Genomic DNA, 14,123 nt, shown 5'->3' on the forward strand with positions numbered 1-14,123 from the left:
ATGCGCAGCGGTGAGGAGCACGCGGCCAGGGGTGGCGCCGACGGCACCGGTCCGGCAGATCCGGCAGATCCGGCAGATCCGGGGGGCCCGGGCGGGCCGGGGCGACGGCGGGTGCTGCGGGTCGCGGCGTCCGGGCTGGTCGTCGTCGCGAGCGCCGGATGCGGCGGGAGCCCGCACCGGGCGCGCCCCACGCCGCCCGCGCCGGACCCGGGCGCGTACCGCCTCACCGGGCACGCGGCGCCGAAGGGCACCGACGACTGGCGGCTCGGCCCGATCGGCCCGCCGCACGCGATCGAGGGCTACGCCGACCGGGTCAGCGTGCTGCCGGGGGAGACCTTCGGGCTGCACGTGTCGACCACGGCGCGGGCGTTCCGGGTCTCCGCCTTCCGGGTCGGCTGGTACGACGGCAAGCAGGCGGCCCTGGTGTGGGCCTCGCACACGGTGGCCGGCCGGCGGCAGGGCCCGTACAGCACCGCCCTGGACACGCGGATGATCCACGCGGGCTGGGACCGCAGCCTGGAGATCGCGGCCGACGGCTGGCCGGCGGGCGCCTACCTGCTGCGGCTGGAGGCCGACAGCGGCCACCAGCGGTACGTCCCCCTGGTGGTCCGCTCGACCAGCGCCCACGGCCGCACCCTCCTCATGCACGCCCCGGCGACCTGGCAGGCGTACAACGACTGGGGCGGCAACTGCCTCTACTACGGCGCGGACGGCTCGTACGCGCGCCGGGCGTACGAGGTGTCCTTCGAGCGGCCCTACGCCAAGAGCGGCGCGGAGAAGTTCCTGGTCTACGAGCGGGCCGCGGTGGTGCTGGCCGAGCGGTCGGGCATCCCGCTGGCGTACACCACGGGGATGGACGTCCACCGCGACCCGAGCGTGCTGAAGGGCGCGACCACCGCGGTGGCGCTCGGCCACGACGAGTACTGGACCCCGGAGCAGCGGCAGCATGTCACGGCGGCCCGCGACGCCGGCACCAACCTGGCCTTCCTGGGCGCCAACACCTGCTTCCGCCGGGTCCGGCTGGCCGCCACCACGGCCACCGCGCCGCCCCCGGTGGTCTGCTACAAGACCGACTTCTACGCCGACCCGTACCTCGCCGACCACCCGCACATGGCGACCACCGACTTCCGCAGCGGCCCGGGGGCCGACCCGGAGTCCTCGCTGACCGGCGTCCTGTACGAGGGCTTCCCGACCGACGCGCCCTACGTCGTGGAGAACCCCGACCACTGGGCCTTCCGCGGCACCGGGGTGCGCCGGGGCGAGAGCTTCGCCCACCTGGTCGGCGTCGAGTACGACCGGGTCACCCCGGGCTCTCCCATGCCCAGGTCGATCGAGGTCGTCGCCCACTCGCCGCTGGTGTGCCACGGCAAGCACAGCCACTCCGACTCCGCGTACTACACGGTGCCCAGCGGCGCCGGTGTCTTCTCCACCGGCACTATGCGCTGGGTGGAGGGGCTGATGGCGGGCACCGGCCTGGACGGGCGGGACCACAAGATGGACGCCCGCACCCGGGGGTTCGTCACCAAGGTCACCGAGAACGTGCTGACCGGGTTCGCCGAGGGACCCGCCGTCCGGCACCAGCCCGCCCCGCGGGAGAACGTGGCCTCCCTCTACGGCGGAGGGCGCGCCTGACGCCGGGTGCGCGGCCACCGTTGGACGCGCGCGGGCTGCTGGACGTGGGCCCACCGTTGGACGCGCGCACCCGTCAGCGGCCGTGCCCGGCGCTGTGCGCTGTGGGCGGCCACGCCGGCGGGTGCGGCGGCCGGCGCTGGGTGAAGCCGATGATGTCCTCGGTGGTGATCATCCCGACGACGTGCCGGTCCGCCATCACCAGGATCGGGCGGCCCGCGGTCTTCACGGCGTGGTCGAGGATGTCGGTGACCTGGTCGTCGGGTGCGGCCAGCGTGCAGCTCTCCAGGGGCGCGGCGATGTCGCGTACCCGGACCTGGGCCCGCTGCGCGAGGGGGACCGCGCGCAGCGAGGGCACCGTGACCACCCCGCTGGGCCGGCCGTCGAGGTCCGTCACGGGCACCACGGCCTGGTCGGTGGCCCGCGGCATCGTCTCGGTGAGGAACCGGTCCACGGTCTGCCAGTCCTGGCCGGTGGCCACCGGTCGCATCGCGTCGGCGGCCCGCACCCCGCGTACGGCCTCGAACAGCACCGACCGGCGCACCTCCGAGAACGCGGCCATCAGCACGAACAGCCCGACCAGGGCGAGCCACAGTCCGGCCGCGCCGCCCGCGAGGAACTCCAGCCAGCCGCCGGCGATCATCAGCACACCGGCCACCTGCCCGCAGCGCGCGGCGATCCGGGCCGCCTTCTCGCGGTCCCCGCGCATCCGCCAGATCACGGCCTGAAGCACCCGGCCGCCGTCCAGGGGCGCGGCCGGGATCAGGTTGAAGGCGGCGAGCAGGACGTTGGCCCAGCCGGTCCAGGCCAGCAGCGCGGCGAAGAGCGTCCAGTGCAGGACGTCGCCGGCCAGCACCGCCGCGCCCAGGCCGAGGCCGCCCAGGAACAGGCTGGTGAGCGGGCCGACCGCGGCGATCCAACCCGAGCTGCGCGCGGTGGTGGCCGACCCCATCCTGGTCACCCCGCCGAGCGCGAAGACCGTCACGTCCTCCACCTCGACCTTGGAGCGGCGGGCGACGAGGGCGTGCGCCGCCTCGTGCGCGACCAGGCTCACCATCAGCAGCAGCGCGCCGACCACCGCCCACGCGTCGTAGGCCGCCCCGGAGTGGCCGGGGGCCCAGGCGGGGAGCACCCCGCCGGCCAGCCCGAAACTCAGGACGACGATCAGCAGGGGGGCGCTCCAGTGGACCCGCAGGGGCACACCGGCGATCCGGCCCAGCGGTAGCGATCCGTTCATCGCACCTCCCACGCCCGTTCCCGGCAGGCGGGCCCGCCATCCGGCGGGACACCTTCCCCTTCCAGTTTGCTCCGGTGAGGGCGCGGCCGGACGGCCGGGCGCGACCGGTTCCGGCAGACGGGTCCGTGACGGTTCCGCGCGTGCGTGTCGGGTGCGTGTCGGGTGCGTGCGCGCGGAGGGCGGAGGTCCGCCGGCGCTCACTCCTCGCCGGCCGGCCGGACGGGGTCCTGGGCGGCGGGCAGCGCCGTGAAGACCCAGGTCCGGTAGGCCCAGAAGCGGAACGCGGTGGCCAGCGCGATCCCCGCGAACTTCCCGGCGCTGCTGCGCAGCGGGCTGCTCCAGCCGAGCCCCCGGGTCGCGCCGTAGAAGACGCCGTTCTCGATCACGACGCCGACCGCGCTGAAGGCGAGGAAGAGCGTGATCCGCCGCAGCCGGCGGCGCCGGTCGCAGTCGCGGTAGGTGAAGTAGCGGAAGCCGACGTAGTTGAAGGCGACGGCGGCCACGGTGGCGATCACGCCGGCCTGCACCACGAGCAGGGACGTGTAGCGGCGCAGCAGGTTGTACACGCCCAGGTTGACGAAGATGCCGCTGACGCCCACCGCGCCGAACCTGGCGGCCTCCCGCGCCAGGCCGGCCATCCTGCTCTGCGACGCGACGCTCATGGGGTCCTTCCGTCGTGCGGCCCGCCGGCCGGTGGTGGGGCCCGCCGGGGCCGCCCCCGGCCGCCAGGACAAGGGGGGACGGTCCCGCAGGCGGGCCGGCCGTCAGGGGTACACGGTGCTGGTCTCCGCCGGGGCGGTCGCGCGGGGCCGTACGGTGACGGCGGCGGCCGTGGCGAGGAAGGCGAGCCCGGCCAGCGGGTAGCTCGCGGCGACCAGTATCTGGCCGGCGTTCTCGTGGAGTTCGGGCCGGCCGGCGCCGTGCGGGAGGGACCACACCGCGTCGCAGCAGAAGACCAGCACGCACGCCGCCGCGCCCAGGGCCCAGCGCGGATCGCGCCGGCGCAGCGCCTCGTGGACGAGCAGGACCGTCATGGGCACGTTCCACACCCAGTGGTGGGTCCAGGTGATCGGGCTGACCAGGAGAGAGGTGACACCGCAGGCCACCGCTCCCCACGCGGTGGCGTTCGGCACCCGGCCGGGGGGGGGCCCCCCCCCCCCCCCCCCCGCCGGGGGGGCGGGCGGGCGGCCGCGGGGGGGGGGGGGGCGGCGCGGGGGGGGGGGGGCGGGGGGGGGGGGGGGGGGCCCCCCCCCCCCCCCCCCCCCCCCCCCCCCCCCCCCCCCCCCCCCCCCCCCCGCCGCCCCCCCCCCCCCCCCCCCCCCCCCCCGGGGGGGCGGGCGGCCCCCCCCCCCCCCCCCCCGCCGCTGTGCGTGTCTCCCGCACTTCCCGTCCGTTTTGTGCTGCCATCGACCGTATGGTCGTCTCTGTCTCCGTCGTCCTGCTGCTCCTCGTCCTCGCCGGGATGCAGATGCACAACCGGTCCCTCAAGCCCAGCCACGCCATCACCTGCGTCCTGCTGGGCTTCTGCCTCGCGTCCTCCAGCCTGGCCCCCACCATCCAGTCCACCCTCACCTCGACCGCCTCCCTGGTCGGCACCATCCATCCCTAGGGCCGCCTTCTCCCGCGGTGCCGGCGGTGCATGATCCGTGGGGCCCGTGTGCCGGGCGGGTCACAGTCCGGGGGGAACGCTTCCGGTCCCGTGCGCGGCGCCGGTAGCGTCGGGGTGCCAATTCTCTTTACGTACAGGTACTTCACGGGGGATGCCATCGTGACCCGCTCTTCTCTGCCCGTCGCCGCGGTCACCGCGGCCGCGGCCGTGCTCCTGCTGGCCGCGTGCGGCGGCGGTTCGAACGGTTCGGACAAGATCGACGCGTCGGACTCCCCGACCGCGAGCGCCACGGCGTCGGCGACGACCGCGTCCCCGACGCAGGCGGCGGGGCCGGGCGCGCCGAGTTTCGACCTGCCGTCGGACATCAAGGTCAACTTCGACGGGTTCGACAGCAGTGACCCGACCAAGAAGGCCGCGCTGAAGGACGCCACGTACGCGGCGACGGCGGTGGTCGCGTTCACGGCGAAGACGTACACGAAGGAACCGGCGTTCTTCAAGCGGTTCTGGACCGGCGAGCACGGTGCCGAGTTCGCCGATTCGCTCATCTCGCAAGGCAAGGGCGGCAGTGTCGTCACCGGGACCTTCGACTACTACAAGCCGGTGGTCAAGAAGCTCGTGACCGGAAACCTGTCGGTCCAGTACTGCGAGGACCAGCGGAAGGCATACGGCAAGGACGCCAAGACGGGCAAGGTCAACGTGACCACACCGTCCTTGGCGGACTTCAACCTGTGGACCCTGACCATGACCAAGAGTTCGACGGGGGAATGGCAGGCATACGATCACACGTGGCAGAACGGGGCAAAGCAGTGTCAGATCGCCTGATACGTCGCCTGTCGCGCGGCGTTGTCGTCATCCTCACCTGCGTCTCCGCGCTGGCTGCCGCCGACGGAGCTTGGGCCAATACCGGCAAGGGCTACGGCGATTCGGGTTCGTCCAGCAGCAGTGACAGCGGGGCCAGCGGCGGCGGCAGCTCCTACCAGGTGCACGTGAAGTACACGCATCGCGGGACCTCGGACGGGGACGGGGCGGCCCCCGTCACATCGTCCGACGCGAACTTCTCGCCGCCGGTGTGCTGGTACACGAGCTTCACGCCGGACCAGTTCCACGCGGAGATCGACCGGCGGTACGACGAGGCCGGTCAGGAAGGCGCGGGGACGGTCTCCGACTACTACAACCAGGTCCAGTCGGACATGAACGACATCAAGTACCACAAGGGCGACAAGGGCAGTTGGTGGGTCCTCACCTGGGACGACAACGCCCTGAACGAGCCCGGGGCCACCTGCCCGTACAGCACCGGGTGGATATGGGAGCCGCCGGCGGACCCGCCGGAGGGCGCCATTTCCCCGCAGGTGCTCGCCCAGGCCGCGTACGGACAGTTGAAGCTGCCCACGAAGGGCGTCGAGCTCAGCCCGAAGCCGGGGAACCAGAAGGTGAACCTGCCCACGTACGTGGACTTCAAGGAGGCCGACGCGCAGGTGTCCGTCACGGCGCAGCTCACCGAGCCGAACGGCGACACGGTCGCGGCGACGGTGGTGGCGCGGCCGTACAGCCTGCATGTCGAGGCGGGGACGCAGTACGCGAGCCCGGAGAGCTGTGACTACCGGCTCGGTCAGTCCGGGGAGGGTGCCTCGCTGGACTCGTCCGGCGCGGCCTGCAACATCACGTACACGAAGGCGAGCGCGGGGACGTACACGTTCACCGCGGCCATGACGTGGCGGGTGTCGTGGACCCCGACCGCGGAGGTGCGGCCCGGCGGGACCCCGCTGCCCGACGGGCGGTCCGACTCCGACCAGCCCGTCACCGTCGAGGAGATCCAGACCGTCAACCGTTGAGCCCGGTTCGTCGTCGGCCGCGGACCGAACGGGTCCGCGGCCGCGGCGTGAACGGGGTGCCGTGCCGCCCGGGGGTATCGTCTGGTTGTGTGTTGTATCTATGATGTGCGCATTATGGATACGAAGTCGCCGCCCGCCGCCGAGCGGGTCTACCTGCATGTGAAGAGCGGGGTGCTGGACCGGTCGTACGAGGGCGGGACGCTGCTGACCGAGGGGGACCTCGCCGAGGCGGTGGGGGTGTCGCGGACGCCGGTGCGGGAGGCGCTGCTGAAGCTGGAGGCGGAGGGGCTGCTCAAGCTGTATCCGAAGAAGGGCGCCCTGGTGCTGCCGGTCTCCGCGCAGGAGATCGCGGACGTGGTGGAGACCCGGCTGCTGGTGGAGCAGCACGCGGTCGCGAAAGTGGTGCACGCGGTGCCGGCGCGGCTGATCGAGCGGTTGGAGGAGTCGCTCGCCGAGCAGTGCGAGCACGCCGCCGCCGGCGACCTGTCCGCCTTCGCCGCCGCGGACCGCAGCTTCCACGCGGAGATCGTCCGCGCGGCGGGCAACCGTATCCTCGCGCACCTCTACGACCAGTTGCGGGACCGGCAGTTGCGGATGGGGGTGGCGACGATGCACGCCGAGCCGAGCCGGGTGGCGAAGAACATCGCCGAACACACGGAGATCCTCCAGGCGTTGCGGAACGGCGACGAGCGGACCGCGGCGGAGGTCGTGGACCGGCACGTGTCCTGGGTCAACACGCTGGCCCGGGGCGAGTCGTGACCGGGAAGCCACTGCCGGGGGACCCACCGGGCGGCCGCCGGGCCGCGCTCGTCTGGGGTGTGGGCACCCTGGTCTACCTCGTCGCCGTCGTGCACCGCACCAGCCTCGGCGTCGCCGGGATCGACGCCGCCGCCCGTTTCCACATCGGCGCCTCCGCGCTGTCGTCGTTCTCCATCCTCCAGGTGCTGGTCTACGCGGGCATGCAGATACCCGTCGGCCTGATGGTGGACTCGCTCGGCACGAAGCGGGTGCTGATGCTCGGCGCGGTCCTCTTCACCGTCGGTCAGGGCGCGTTCGCGCTGTCGCACTCCTACGGGATGGCGCTCGCCGCCCGCGCGGTACTCGGCTGCGGCGACGCGATGACCTTCGTGAGCGTGCTGCGGCTCGGCTCGCGCTGGTTCCCCGCGCGGCGCGGGCCGATGATCGCCCAGGGTGCGGCGCTCTTCGGGGTCGCGGGCAACCTCGTGTCCACGGTGGCGCTTTCGCGGGTACTGCACTCCGCCGGCTGGACCCCCACGTTCCTCGGCACCGCGATCGGCGGTGCCTTCGTCCTCGTCCTGGTCGCCCTCTTCCTCAAGGACCACCCCGACGGGTACGTCCCCGCTCCCGCCGAGCACGCCGGACTCGCCTACGTACGGCGGCAGATCGCCGATGCCTGGCGGGAACCCGGTACCCGGCTGGGCATGTGGACGCACTTCACCACGCAGTTCTCCGGGATGGTGTTCCTGCTGCTGTGGGGGATGCCGTTCCTCGTCGAGGACCAGGGGATGTCGCGAGGCGGCGCGGGTGGGCTGCTCACGCTGGTGGTCCTCGCGAACATGGTGTTCGGGATGGTCTTCGGGCAGTTGATCGGGCGGCATCACGGGGCTCGGATGCCGTTGACGCTCGGCGTCATCGCGGCGACCGCGGTCGCCTGGGCGGCGGTTCTCGGGTGGCCCGGCGGGCACGATCCGCTCTGGCTGCTCGTGGTGTTGTGCGTCGTGCTCGGGGCCTGCGGCCCGGGCTCCATGATCGGGTTCGACTTCGCCCGGCCGGCGAACCCGCCGGAGCGCTTCGGTACGGCGTCCGGGATCGTCAACATCGGGGGGTTCACCGCGTCCATGGTGACCCTTCTCGCGATCGGCTTGCTGCTCGACGCCACCGGCGACGACTATCAGGTGGCCTGGAGCAGCGTGTTCGTCCTCCAACTGCTCGGGACCGTGCAGATCCTGCGGCTGCGGCGGCGGACGGCTCAGCTCGAACGGGAGCGGATCGCGGTGAGCCGGGTGGAAAGCGTCCACCGCGGCCACGCCGCAGCGATCCGCGACTAGGGCCTGGCGGGGAGGTGCGGCCGCGGGTCCGCCCGGGCCGCGTGGTGCTGTCGGCTCCCGGACCACGCGCCGCTGAGAACGTGCGGCTCCTTCCGCGGAAAGAGGGTCACCTGCCCGGGGGCGCGGGGAACTGCGCGCTCAGCAGGCCACCGGCCCGCGGTCGGGAAACGAACCGGCACCACAACGGTGCTTGGCCGAGGGGCGCCCCGACGGGCCGTGGGCAACCGGGGGTTCAGGGGCTCACAAGGGAGTGAACGTCACCGGGAGGGCCGCGGGGCCGCGTTGCCAGAGGGAGGGGCGCCAGGGGAGCTGGTCCGGGGGGAGGGTGGGGACGAGATCGGGGATGCGGTCGAGGAGGATCTCCAGCGCCGTGGTCGCGACGACCTCCGCGAGCTGGGGCGCGGGCGCGGGACAGCGATGGGCGCCGTGGCTGAACGACAGATGCGCGTGGTTGCCGACGGCGGCCCCGGGAAGTGCCGGGCGGACCTGGGGGTCCGCGTTGGCCGCGGCCAGCCCGAGCACGAGGCAGTCGCCGCGCCGGATGTACCGCCCGCCGAGCTGGGTGTCGCGGGTGGCCCACCGCCCGATGACGTTCTGCACGGGCGGATCGGTCCACAACACCTCCGCGAGCGCCTGGGAGATGCTGCGCCGCCCTCCGGACAGGGTGAGCGCGAACCGCTCGTCGGTGAGCAGCAGCCGCAGCGTGTTGCCGATCCAGTCCGCGGTGGGCCGTCGCCCGGCCGCCATGATCGTGAGCAGGTCCTGCACGACCTCCTCGTCGGTAAGGCCCGCCGGATGCGCGAGCAGCCGGGACGGGATGTCGGCCCCGGGCGCGGGGGCCCGCCGGGCCCGCGCGAGCACCGCTTCCAGCGTGGCCCGCAGCCGCGCGGCGGACGCGGCGGGCCCGGCCGGCGCTGCCAGGTGGGCCGGGTGGACCGGGTGGACCGGGTGCGAGGGCTCCGCGGCCGGCCCGGGCGCGGCGGTGCCGTAGCCGTACTGGCCGGCCAAGTCCCGTTCCAGCGCCGCTGTTTCGGCCGGCTGCAACCCGAACAGCCCGGCCATGACGTGCAACGGCACCTGCTCGGCGTACTGCGCCACCAACTCCGCCCGCCCGGCCCCCGCGAACGCGTCCACCGCGGCGTCCGCGGCCCGCTCGGCGCGCTGCCGCAGCTCGAACGGGTCGACCCCGCCGAGCACGTCGGCGACCGCGCCCGCGCGCCGTACGTGCTCCTCCCCCTCGGTGAACCGGACCGACGGGGTGTGCGCCACGTGCGGCAGCAGCGGCCAGCCGGCGGGGACGCGGTCCCACGCGTGCCAGCGGCGCGGGTCCCGCCCGAACAACTCCGGGTTCCCGGCCACGACATGCACCTCGTGGTAGCCCAGGACGAGCCACGCGGGCATCCCGCCGTCCAGCAGCACGGGTGCGACCGGCCCGTACGCCTCCCGCAGCGCCCGGTAGTACGCCCCCGGGTCGGCGTGGTCGAACGCGGGCCCGGCCGGCTGCGGCACGTGGGCGACCTGGTGGTGCGCCTGTGCCTGCGCCTGCTCCCGGGCCTGCGGCGGGTGCCCCTGTTCCGGCCCGGGCCGCAGGGCCCGCTCCGGTTCCGCGGCCCCTTCCGGACCCGGCCCGGGCCCCTGCCCCTGCACGTGCCCCTGCCCCTGCGCCGCGGCCGGGCCCCACGGCGGCACCGGCTGCGGCCCGGGTATCTCCGCGAGCTTCTGCCGTGCCGCAGCACCCACTTGGGGCACCCGCCGCTCCGGTGCGAGCCCGCGCGGCGGCACCACCTCGTCCGCCCGGTCGCGCCGCGCCTCCGGTTCCCGCTCCTGTGACGATGTCATGTGCCCGTTCTCTCTCCTGCGTTCACGCGGGTGCCCACCGCGACGCGCCCCGCCCGGCGCCCCGTCCCGTGACCGGCTCCGCGCCCTGCCGCGGTTCCCGGCTCAGAGGTTGTGCAGCGCACGGAGGACCTTCCTCAGCATGTCGGAAGGGGGCAGCAACTCCGCCGCGGTGGTGGGCGCATGGGCGCTGATGTGCTGCGCGTTGAGGAGGTCGGCGAGCAGCACCCGGACCACGCCGACCGGCAGGGCCAGGCGGGAGGCGAGTTCGAGTACGGCGATGGGGCGGCGGCACAGCCGCAGGATGCGGACGTGTTCCGAGGGCATTCCGGGGAGCGGTTCGGCGCGTGCGGCGATGACCGTGGCCAGGTCGAACCCCTTGGTGCCGGCGCTGCTCCGCCCACCGGTGAGGGTGTAGAGCCGGTCCGGGGCGCCGCTGTCGACCGGCACGCCCATCATGCCGGGAGCTTCCCGCGTATGCCCGCCGCGGGCAGGGTGCCGAGCTGGTCGCGGACCGCCTCGACGATGTCGTTCATGCCGCGCCCGACCGCGCGGGCGTCCGCCGACTCCTCCCCCACCACGGCCAGATGGGCGCCCGCGCCGGCCTCGACGAGGAACAGCGCGCCGCCGTGGAAGTCGGTCATCGACTGCCGTACGCCGCCGCTGCCGTCGCCGAACTCGACGCACGCGCCGTGCACCAGGCTCTGGATGCCGGAGGCGATCGCGGCGAGCTGGTCGGCGCGGTCCACGGACAGCTCGGGCGACCAGTGCAGCTTCAGCCCGTCGGCGGAGAGCAGCAGCGCGTGGCGGGCGCCGGGCGTCAGTGCCACGAACCGTTCGAGCAGTAACGCGACCCCGCCTCCGCCGCCACCGGTTCCGTTCGTCATCACTGGCCACCCTCCCCTTCGCTGTCGGCGGTTCCCCGGTCCCGGCCGGTCGCGGCGTCCCGGAAGGCGCCGAACCGGGCGCCCGCGTCGGCGCCGCCGGGCGGCGCCTCCCGCGCCGGAGCCCACGGGGGAGAGTCGTACCCGGGCGCGGTATCGGGCATGCCCCGCCCCCGGGTCCGCCGCGGCAGCGGCATGTGTACGGCCGAGGCAGGGCCCGGCGCCGCTCCGGGGTCCCGGACCGTGCCCGCGCCCGCGTCCGGGCCCGTAGGGGGCCGTACACCGCTTCCTGGGCCGCCTGCCGAGCCGCGCTCGGCCGGTCCCGCGTGACCGATCTCCTCGGGCCGCCCGGGTTCCGGGAAGCCGTCGTACCCGGCGCCGATGTCGGCCCCGGGCGCCCCCGTGGACCCCTGGGCGCCGCCGTATCCACCGCCGCGGCCCAACTGCCCTTCCCCCGGGCCGGGTTGCGTGTCGTACCGCCCGCCGACCGCCGGCGTGCCGTACGACGCGGGGCCGTACGACTCCGCCGTGCGCGTGACGATCCTCGACGGGATCAGGACGACCACGCCGGTGCCGCCGCGCGAGGACGGCCGGAAGGAGATCCGCAGGCCGTGCTTGCGGGCCAGCCGGCCGACCACGGTGAGGCCGATCCGGGTGCCGGACAGGCCGGGCAGCAGGTCGTTCGCGGCCTCGGCCGGGTCGCCGGAGACGAGGCGTTCGATCCGGGCGAGGTCGCCGGCGGGCATCGCGAGCCCGGCGTCCTCCACGGTGACGACGACGCCCGAGTGCGACTCCTGGACGTAGACGTGGACTTCCTCGGACGGCGGCGAGAAATTGCAGGCGTTGTCCATGAGTTCGGCCAGCACGTGCATGACGCCCTCGGCGGCGTGCCCGGCGACGGCCGCGCCGGCCGTGGTGTGCAGCCGCACCCGGCGGTAGGCGTGGATACGGCCCATCGCGCCGCGCAGCACGCTCTCCATCGCGATCGGCCGGGTCCAACGGCGGCCGGAGCGCGAGCCGCTGAGCACCGCGACGCTGTCGGCGAGCCGACCGGTCTGCGCGGCGCAGTGGTCCAGCCGCAGCAGGTCGTCCAGGACGCTCTCGTCGTGCCGCTGCTCCATCTCGCGCAGGTCGGCGAGCATGGTGGTGGTGAGGGCCTGCACGCGGGCGGCGGCGCTGGCGCAGGCGGCCATCCCGGCGGCCTTGGCGCGCTCGCTCGTGCCCAGCTCGCGGACCGTCAGTTCCAGCAGCCGCTGGTGCACCTCACCGACCGGGCGCGGCAGTTGGGCCAGCACGGTGCTGGTGGAGCCGCCCTCGCGCATCCGCTCGACGGCGAGCGGGATCGTCACCTCGGCCATCCGCGCGGCCTCGTCCTCCAGGGCGGCGGCCCGCGCGGTCTCGGTGTGCAGCGCGGCCCGCAGCGCTGCCTCGGTCTCGGCCCAGGCGCGCCGCCGCGCCTCCGTCTCCCGCACCGTCCGCCGGGCCGCGTCGAGTTCGGCGGCGGCCTGCCGGGTGGCTTCCGCGTGCAGCGCGACCGTACGGGCGGTGTCGTCCCGTAACTCCGCTGCCTCGGCGCGGAGTCGGCGCACCGTGCGGCGGCGGGAGGCGGCCAGCGCGACCACCGTGCCGAGCAGCAGGGCGGCCAGCGCACCGGTCACGGCCACCAGCGGGCGGTCCTGGTGGCTCGCGCGGCGCACCGCCCAGCCGCCGGCCGCGGCGCCGGCGACCACCACGGCGAGCGGGAGCGGCGCGGCGCGGACGACGGCACGGAACCCGCCGCCGGAGTCTCGCGGCGGCTGAAAAGGTAACGGGGAGCCTTGAGTTGACATCAATCGATACCCCATGGCCGGGCCGGAAGCCGACCGCCGTGCCGGGTCACGCTGACGTTACGGGCGGCAACAGGATGAGTTCGCCTCACCCTACTCGCCCAACTCGCCTTCAACGCCCGAAACGCGAGGGATTGGTCGCCGTACCGTTACTGGATCATCACCGCCCGTGCAAGAATTCACTTTCGGCCACCGATTCGCCCTGTTCCAGGGGCAGTTGGGCAACTCGCCCGGCCCTGCGGTGCATTGTGCGGCGGCCGGGCCCCGTACAGCCGGAACCGGATCGGCCGGCACCTTGATGTGACCGGCACCCTGATGCGACCGGCCCCGTGATGCGACCGGCCGCCGCCGCTACGGCGTGACCGCGAGCTGCGCCAGGATCTGCTGGGCCAACTCCGGGTCGCCCTCGACCTTCAGCCGGTCCTCGGACACCGCGGTCGCCTTCACCCGGCCGGTGAGCAGCCGCAGGAACGTCTCCCAGTCGACCACGAAGGTGACCGCCGGGCCGAGCGAGACCGCGGAGTCGATGCTGCCGCGCCCCTCGGCGTTGACCCGGACGGTGCGCATGAACTCCAGCGGGCCGTGCACGTCGAAGACCACCGCGGAGCCGGGCTTGGCGCCCGCGTCGTGCGCGACCACCTTCGGCAGCGCGCGCAGGACGAACTCGCGGGACAGCACCGCGGCGGCCGACGCGAGGTTGCCGGGCTTGTCCAGGGCCCGGCGCAGGTCCTGTTCGTGCACCCACACGTCGAACACCCGCGACCAGAGCTGCTCTTCGAGGGTGGTCTCGCCGCCGCCGATCGCGCGCACGTCGGCGTCGGGCTGCCGCGACTCGTTCCGCAGCTGGCGGGAGCGCCGGATGATGGTGTACTCCAGTTCGGAGGTCATCTCGGGCGCGGTGTGGTGGCGGCGGATGTCGACCGGGACCTCGGTGTAGCGGGCGGTCTCGCTGGTGATGTGCCGCAGGTCGCTGGGCAGGCTGTGTATCGGCCGCGGGTCGCCGAGCAGTTCGCACTCGAAGCCGATGACGTGCGAGACCACGTCGCGAACGGACCAGTACGGGCACTCGGTGGGGCGGTTCCACTCACCCTCGGCGAGTGGCGAGACCAGCTCGTTGATGGACTCTATGGAGTGGGTCCAGGCGTCGATATACGGCTGGATCTTGCTGTGGACGGTCACGGGACCCCTCGACGGTCGGTGC

The 14,123-nt window shown here is 74.1% G+C and carries 14 protein-coding genes; 6 read left to right on the forward strand and 8 right to left on the reverse strand.

The window, feature by feature from the left end; genetic code table 11:
* Window positions 1–1,632 carry a N,N-dimethylformamidase beta subunit family domain-containing protein gene (locus ACIPAE_RS01635; RefSeq protein WP_402442204.1) on the forward strand — a complete coding sequence of 544 codons (1,632 nt, stop codon included), beginning with the start codon at window positions 1–3 and terminating at the stop codon, window positions 1,630–1,632.
* 73 nt (window positions 1,633–1,705) lie between these two features.
* On the opposite strand, the gene ACIPAE_RS01640 is transcribed toward ACIPAE_RS01635, so the two are convergent.
* From ACIPAE_RS01640 to ACIPAE_RS01650, 3 genes are all read right to left on the reverse strand, one after another.
* Window positions 1,706–2,866, reverse strand: a complete 1,161-nt coding sequence (locus ACIPAE_RS01640; RefSeq protein WP_402442206.1) for a site-2 protease family protein — start codon at window positions 2,864–2,866, stop codon at window positions 1,706–1,708.
* Between the two features lie 197 nt (window positions 2,867–3,063).
* Window positions 3,064–3,528 carry a GtrA family protein gene (locus ACIPAE_RS01645; protein WP_366413252.1) on the reverse strand — a complete coding sequence of 155 codons (465 nt, stop codon included), beginning with the start codon at window positions 3,526–3,528 and terminating at the stop codon, window positions 3,064–3,066.
* A gap of 102 nt (window positions 3,529–3,630) precedes the next feature.
* Window positions 3,631–3,999, reverse strand: coding sequence for a hypothetical protein (locus ACIPAE_RS01650; RefSeq protein WP_402442208.1), 369 nt, complete (start codon window positions 3,997–3,999; stop codon window positions 3,631–3,633).
* A gap of 281 nt (window positions 4,000–4,280) precedes the next feature.
* Here ACIPAE_RS01650 and ACIPAE_RS01655 point away from each other — a divergent pair, with 281 nt between their 5' ends.
* From ACIPAE_RS01655 to ACIPAE_RS01675, 5 genes are all read left to right on the forward strand, one after another.
* Complete coding sequence (locus ACIPAE_RS01655) at window positions 4,281–4,475, forward strand: hypothetical protein (protein WP_329366889.1); 195 nt, start codon at window positions 4,281–4,283, stop codon at window positions 4,473–4,475.
* Window positions 4,476–4,634: 159 nt separating this feature from the next.
* The gene (locus tag ACIPAE_RS01660; RefSeq protein ID WP_329366887.1) at window positions 4,635–5,297 is read left to right on the forward strand and encodes a hypothetical protein; all 663 of its coding nucleotides are present in this window, start codon (window positions 4,635–4,637) and stop codon (window positions 5,295–5,297) included.
* Entirely contained in the window at window positions 5,282–6,307 is a 1,026-nt protein-coding gene (locus tag ACIPAE_RS01665; protein ID WP_329366885.1) for a hypothetical protein, read from the forward strand. Before ACIPAE_RS01660 ends, ACIPAE_RS01665 begins: the two co-directional genes overlap by 16 nt.
* Before the next feature lie 114 nt (window positions 6,308–6,421).
* On the forward strand, window positions 6,422–7,066 hold the full coding sequence (locus ACIPAE_RS01670) for a GntR family transcriptional regulator (protein ID WP_328466763.1): 645 nt from the start codon (window positions 6,422–6,424) through the stop codon (window positions 7,064–7,066).
* Window positions 7,063–8,376, forward strand: a complete 1,314-nt coding sequence (locus ACIPAE_RS01675; RefSeq protein ID WP_329366883.1) for an MFS transporter — start codon at window positions 7,063–7,065, stop codon at window positions 8,374–8,376. The genes ACIPAE_RS01670 and ACIPAE_RS01675 overlap by 4 nt, the downstream gene beginning before the upstream one ends.
* A 240-nt stretch (window positions 8,377–8,616) precedes the next feature.
* On the opposite strand, the gene ACIPAE_RS01680 is transcribed toward ACIPAE_RS01675, so the two are convergent.
* The 5 genes from ACIPAE_RS01680 to ACIPAE_RS01700 form a co-directional block, all read right to left on the reverse strand.
* Window positions 8,617–10,215, reverse strand: a complete 1,599-nt coding sequence (locus ACIPAE_RS01680) for a cytochrome P450 (protein ID WP_402442212.1) — start codon at window positions 10,213–10,215, stop codon at window positions 8,617–8,619.
* 102 nt (window positions 10,216–10,317) lie between these two features.
* Complete coding sequence (locus tag ACIPAE_RS01685; protein WP_402442645.1) at window positions 10,318–10,668, reverse strand: DUF742 domain-containing protein; 351 nt, start codon at window positions 10,666–10,668, stop codon at window positions 10,318–10,320.
* Window positions 10,668–11,099 (reverse strand): roadblock/LC7 domain-containing protein, encoded by a 432-nt coding sequence (locus tag ACIPAE_RS01690; RefSeq protein WP_328466770.1) that lies wholly within the window; start codon window positions 11,097–11,099, stop codon window positions 10,668–10,670. The genes ACIPAE_RS01685 and ACIPAE_RS01690 overlap by 1 nt, the downstream gene beginning before the upstream one ends.
* Window positions 11,099–12,829, reverse strand: a complete 1,731-nt coding sequence (locus ACIPAE_RS01695) for an ATP-binding protein (RefSeq protein WP_402442214.1) — start codon at window positions 12,827–12,829, stop codon at window positions 11,099–11,101. The genes ACIPAE_RS01690 and ACIPAE_RS01695 overlap by 1 nt, the downstream gene beginning before the upstream one ends.
* A gap of 444 nt (window positions 12,830–13,273) precedes the next feature.
* Window positions 13,274–14,101 carry a maleylpyruvate isomerase family mycothiol-dependent enzyme gene (locus ACIPAE_RS01700; RefSeq protein WP_328466774.1) on the reverse strand — a complete coding sequence of 276 codons (828 nt, stop codon included), beginning with the start codon at window positions 14,099–14,101 and terminating at the stop codon, window positions 13,274–13,276.
* Window positions 14,102–14,123: the final 22 nt, after the last annotated feature.

The sequence above is a fragment of the Streptomyces sp. NPDC087270 genome (assembly GCF_044744625.1).
GTDB lineage: Bacteria > Actinomycetota > Actinomycetes > Streptomycetales > Streptomycetaceae > Actinacidiphila.

Bases quoted from the DNA above. Each gene is read 5' to 3' on its own strand.
- ACIPAE_RS01685 (WP_402442645.1), bottom strand. From the start codon at position 10,668: ATGGGCGTGCCGGTCGACAGCGGCGCCCCGGACCGGCTCTACACCCTC.
- ACIPAE_RS01655 (WP_329366889.1), top strand. From the start codon at position 4,281: ATGGTCGTCTCTGTCTCCGTCGTCCTGCTGCTCCTCGTCCTCGCCGGG.
- ACIPAE_RS01670 (WP_328466763.1), top strand. From the start codon at position 6,422: ATGGATACGAAGTCGCCGCCCGCCGCCGAGCGGGTCTACCTGCATGTG.
- ACIPAE_RS01635 (WP_402442204.1), top strand. From the start codon at position 1: ATGCGCAGCGGTGAGGAGCACGCGGCCAGGGGTGGCGCCGACGGCACC.
- ACIPAE_RS01640 (WP_402442206.1), bottom strand. From the start codon at position 2,866: ATGAACGGATCGCTACCGCTGGGCCGGATCGCCGGTGTGCCCCTGCGG.
- ACIPAE_RS01690 (WP_328466770.1), bottom strand. From the start codon at position 11,099: ATGACGAACGGAACCGGTGGCGGCGGAGGCGGGGTCGCGTTACTGCTC.
- ACIPAE_RS01680 (WP_402442212.1), bottom strand. From the start codon at position 10,215: ATGACATCGTCACAGGAGCGGGAACCGGAGGCGCGGCGCGACCGGGCG.
- ACIPAE_RS01645 (WP_366413252.1), bottom strand. From the start codon at position 3,528: ATGAGCGTCGCGTCGCAGAGCAGGATGGCCGGCCTGGCGCGGGAGGCC.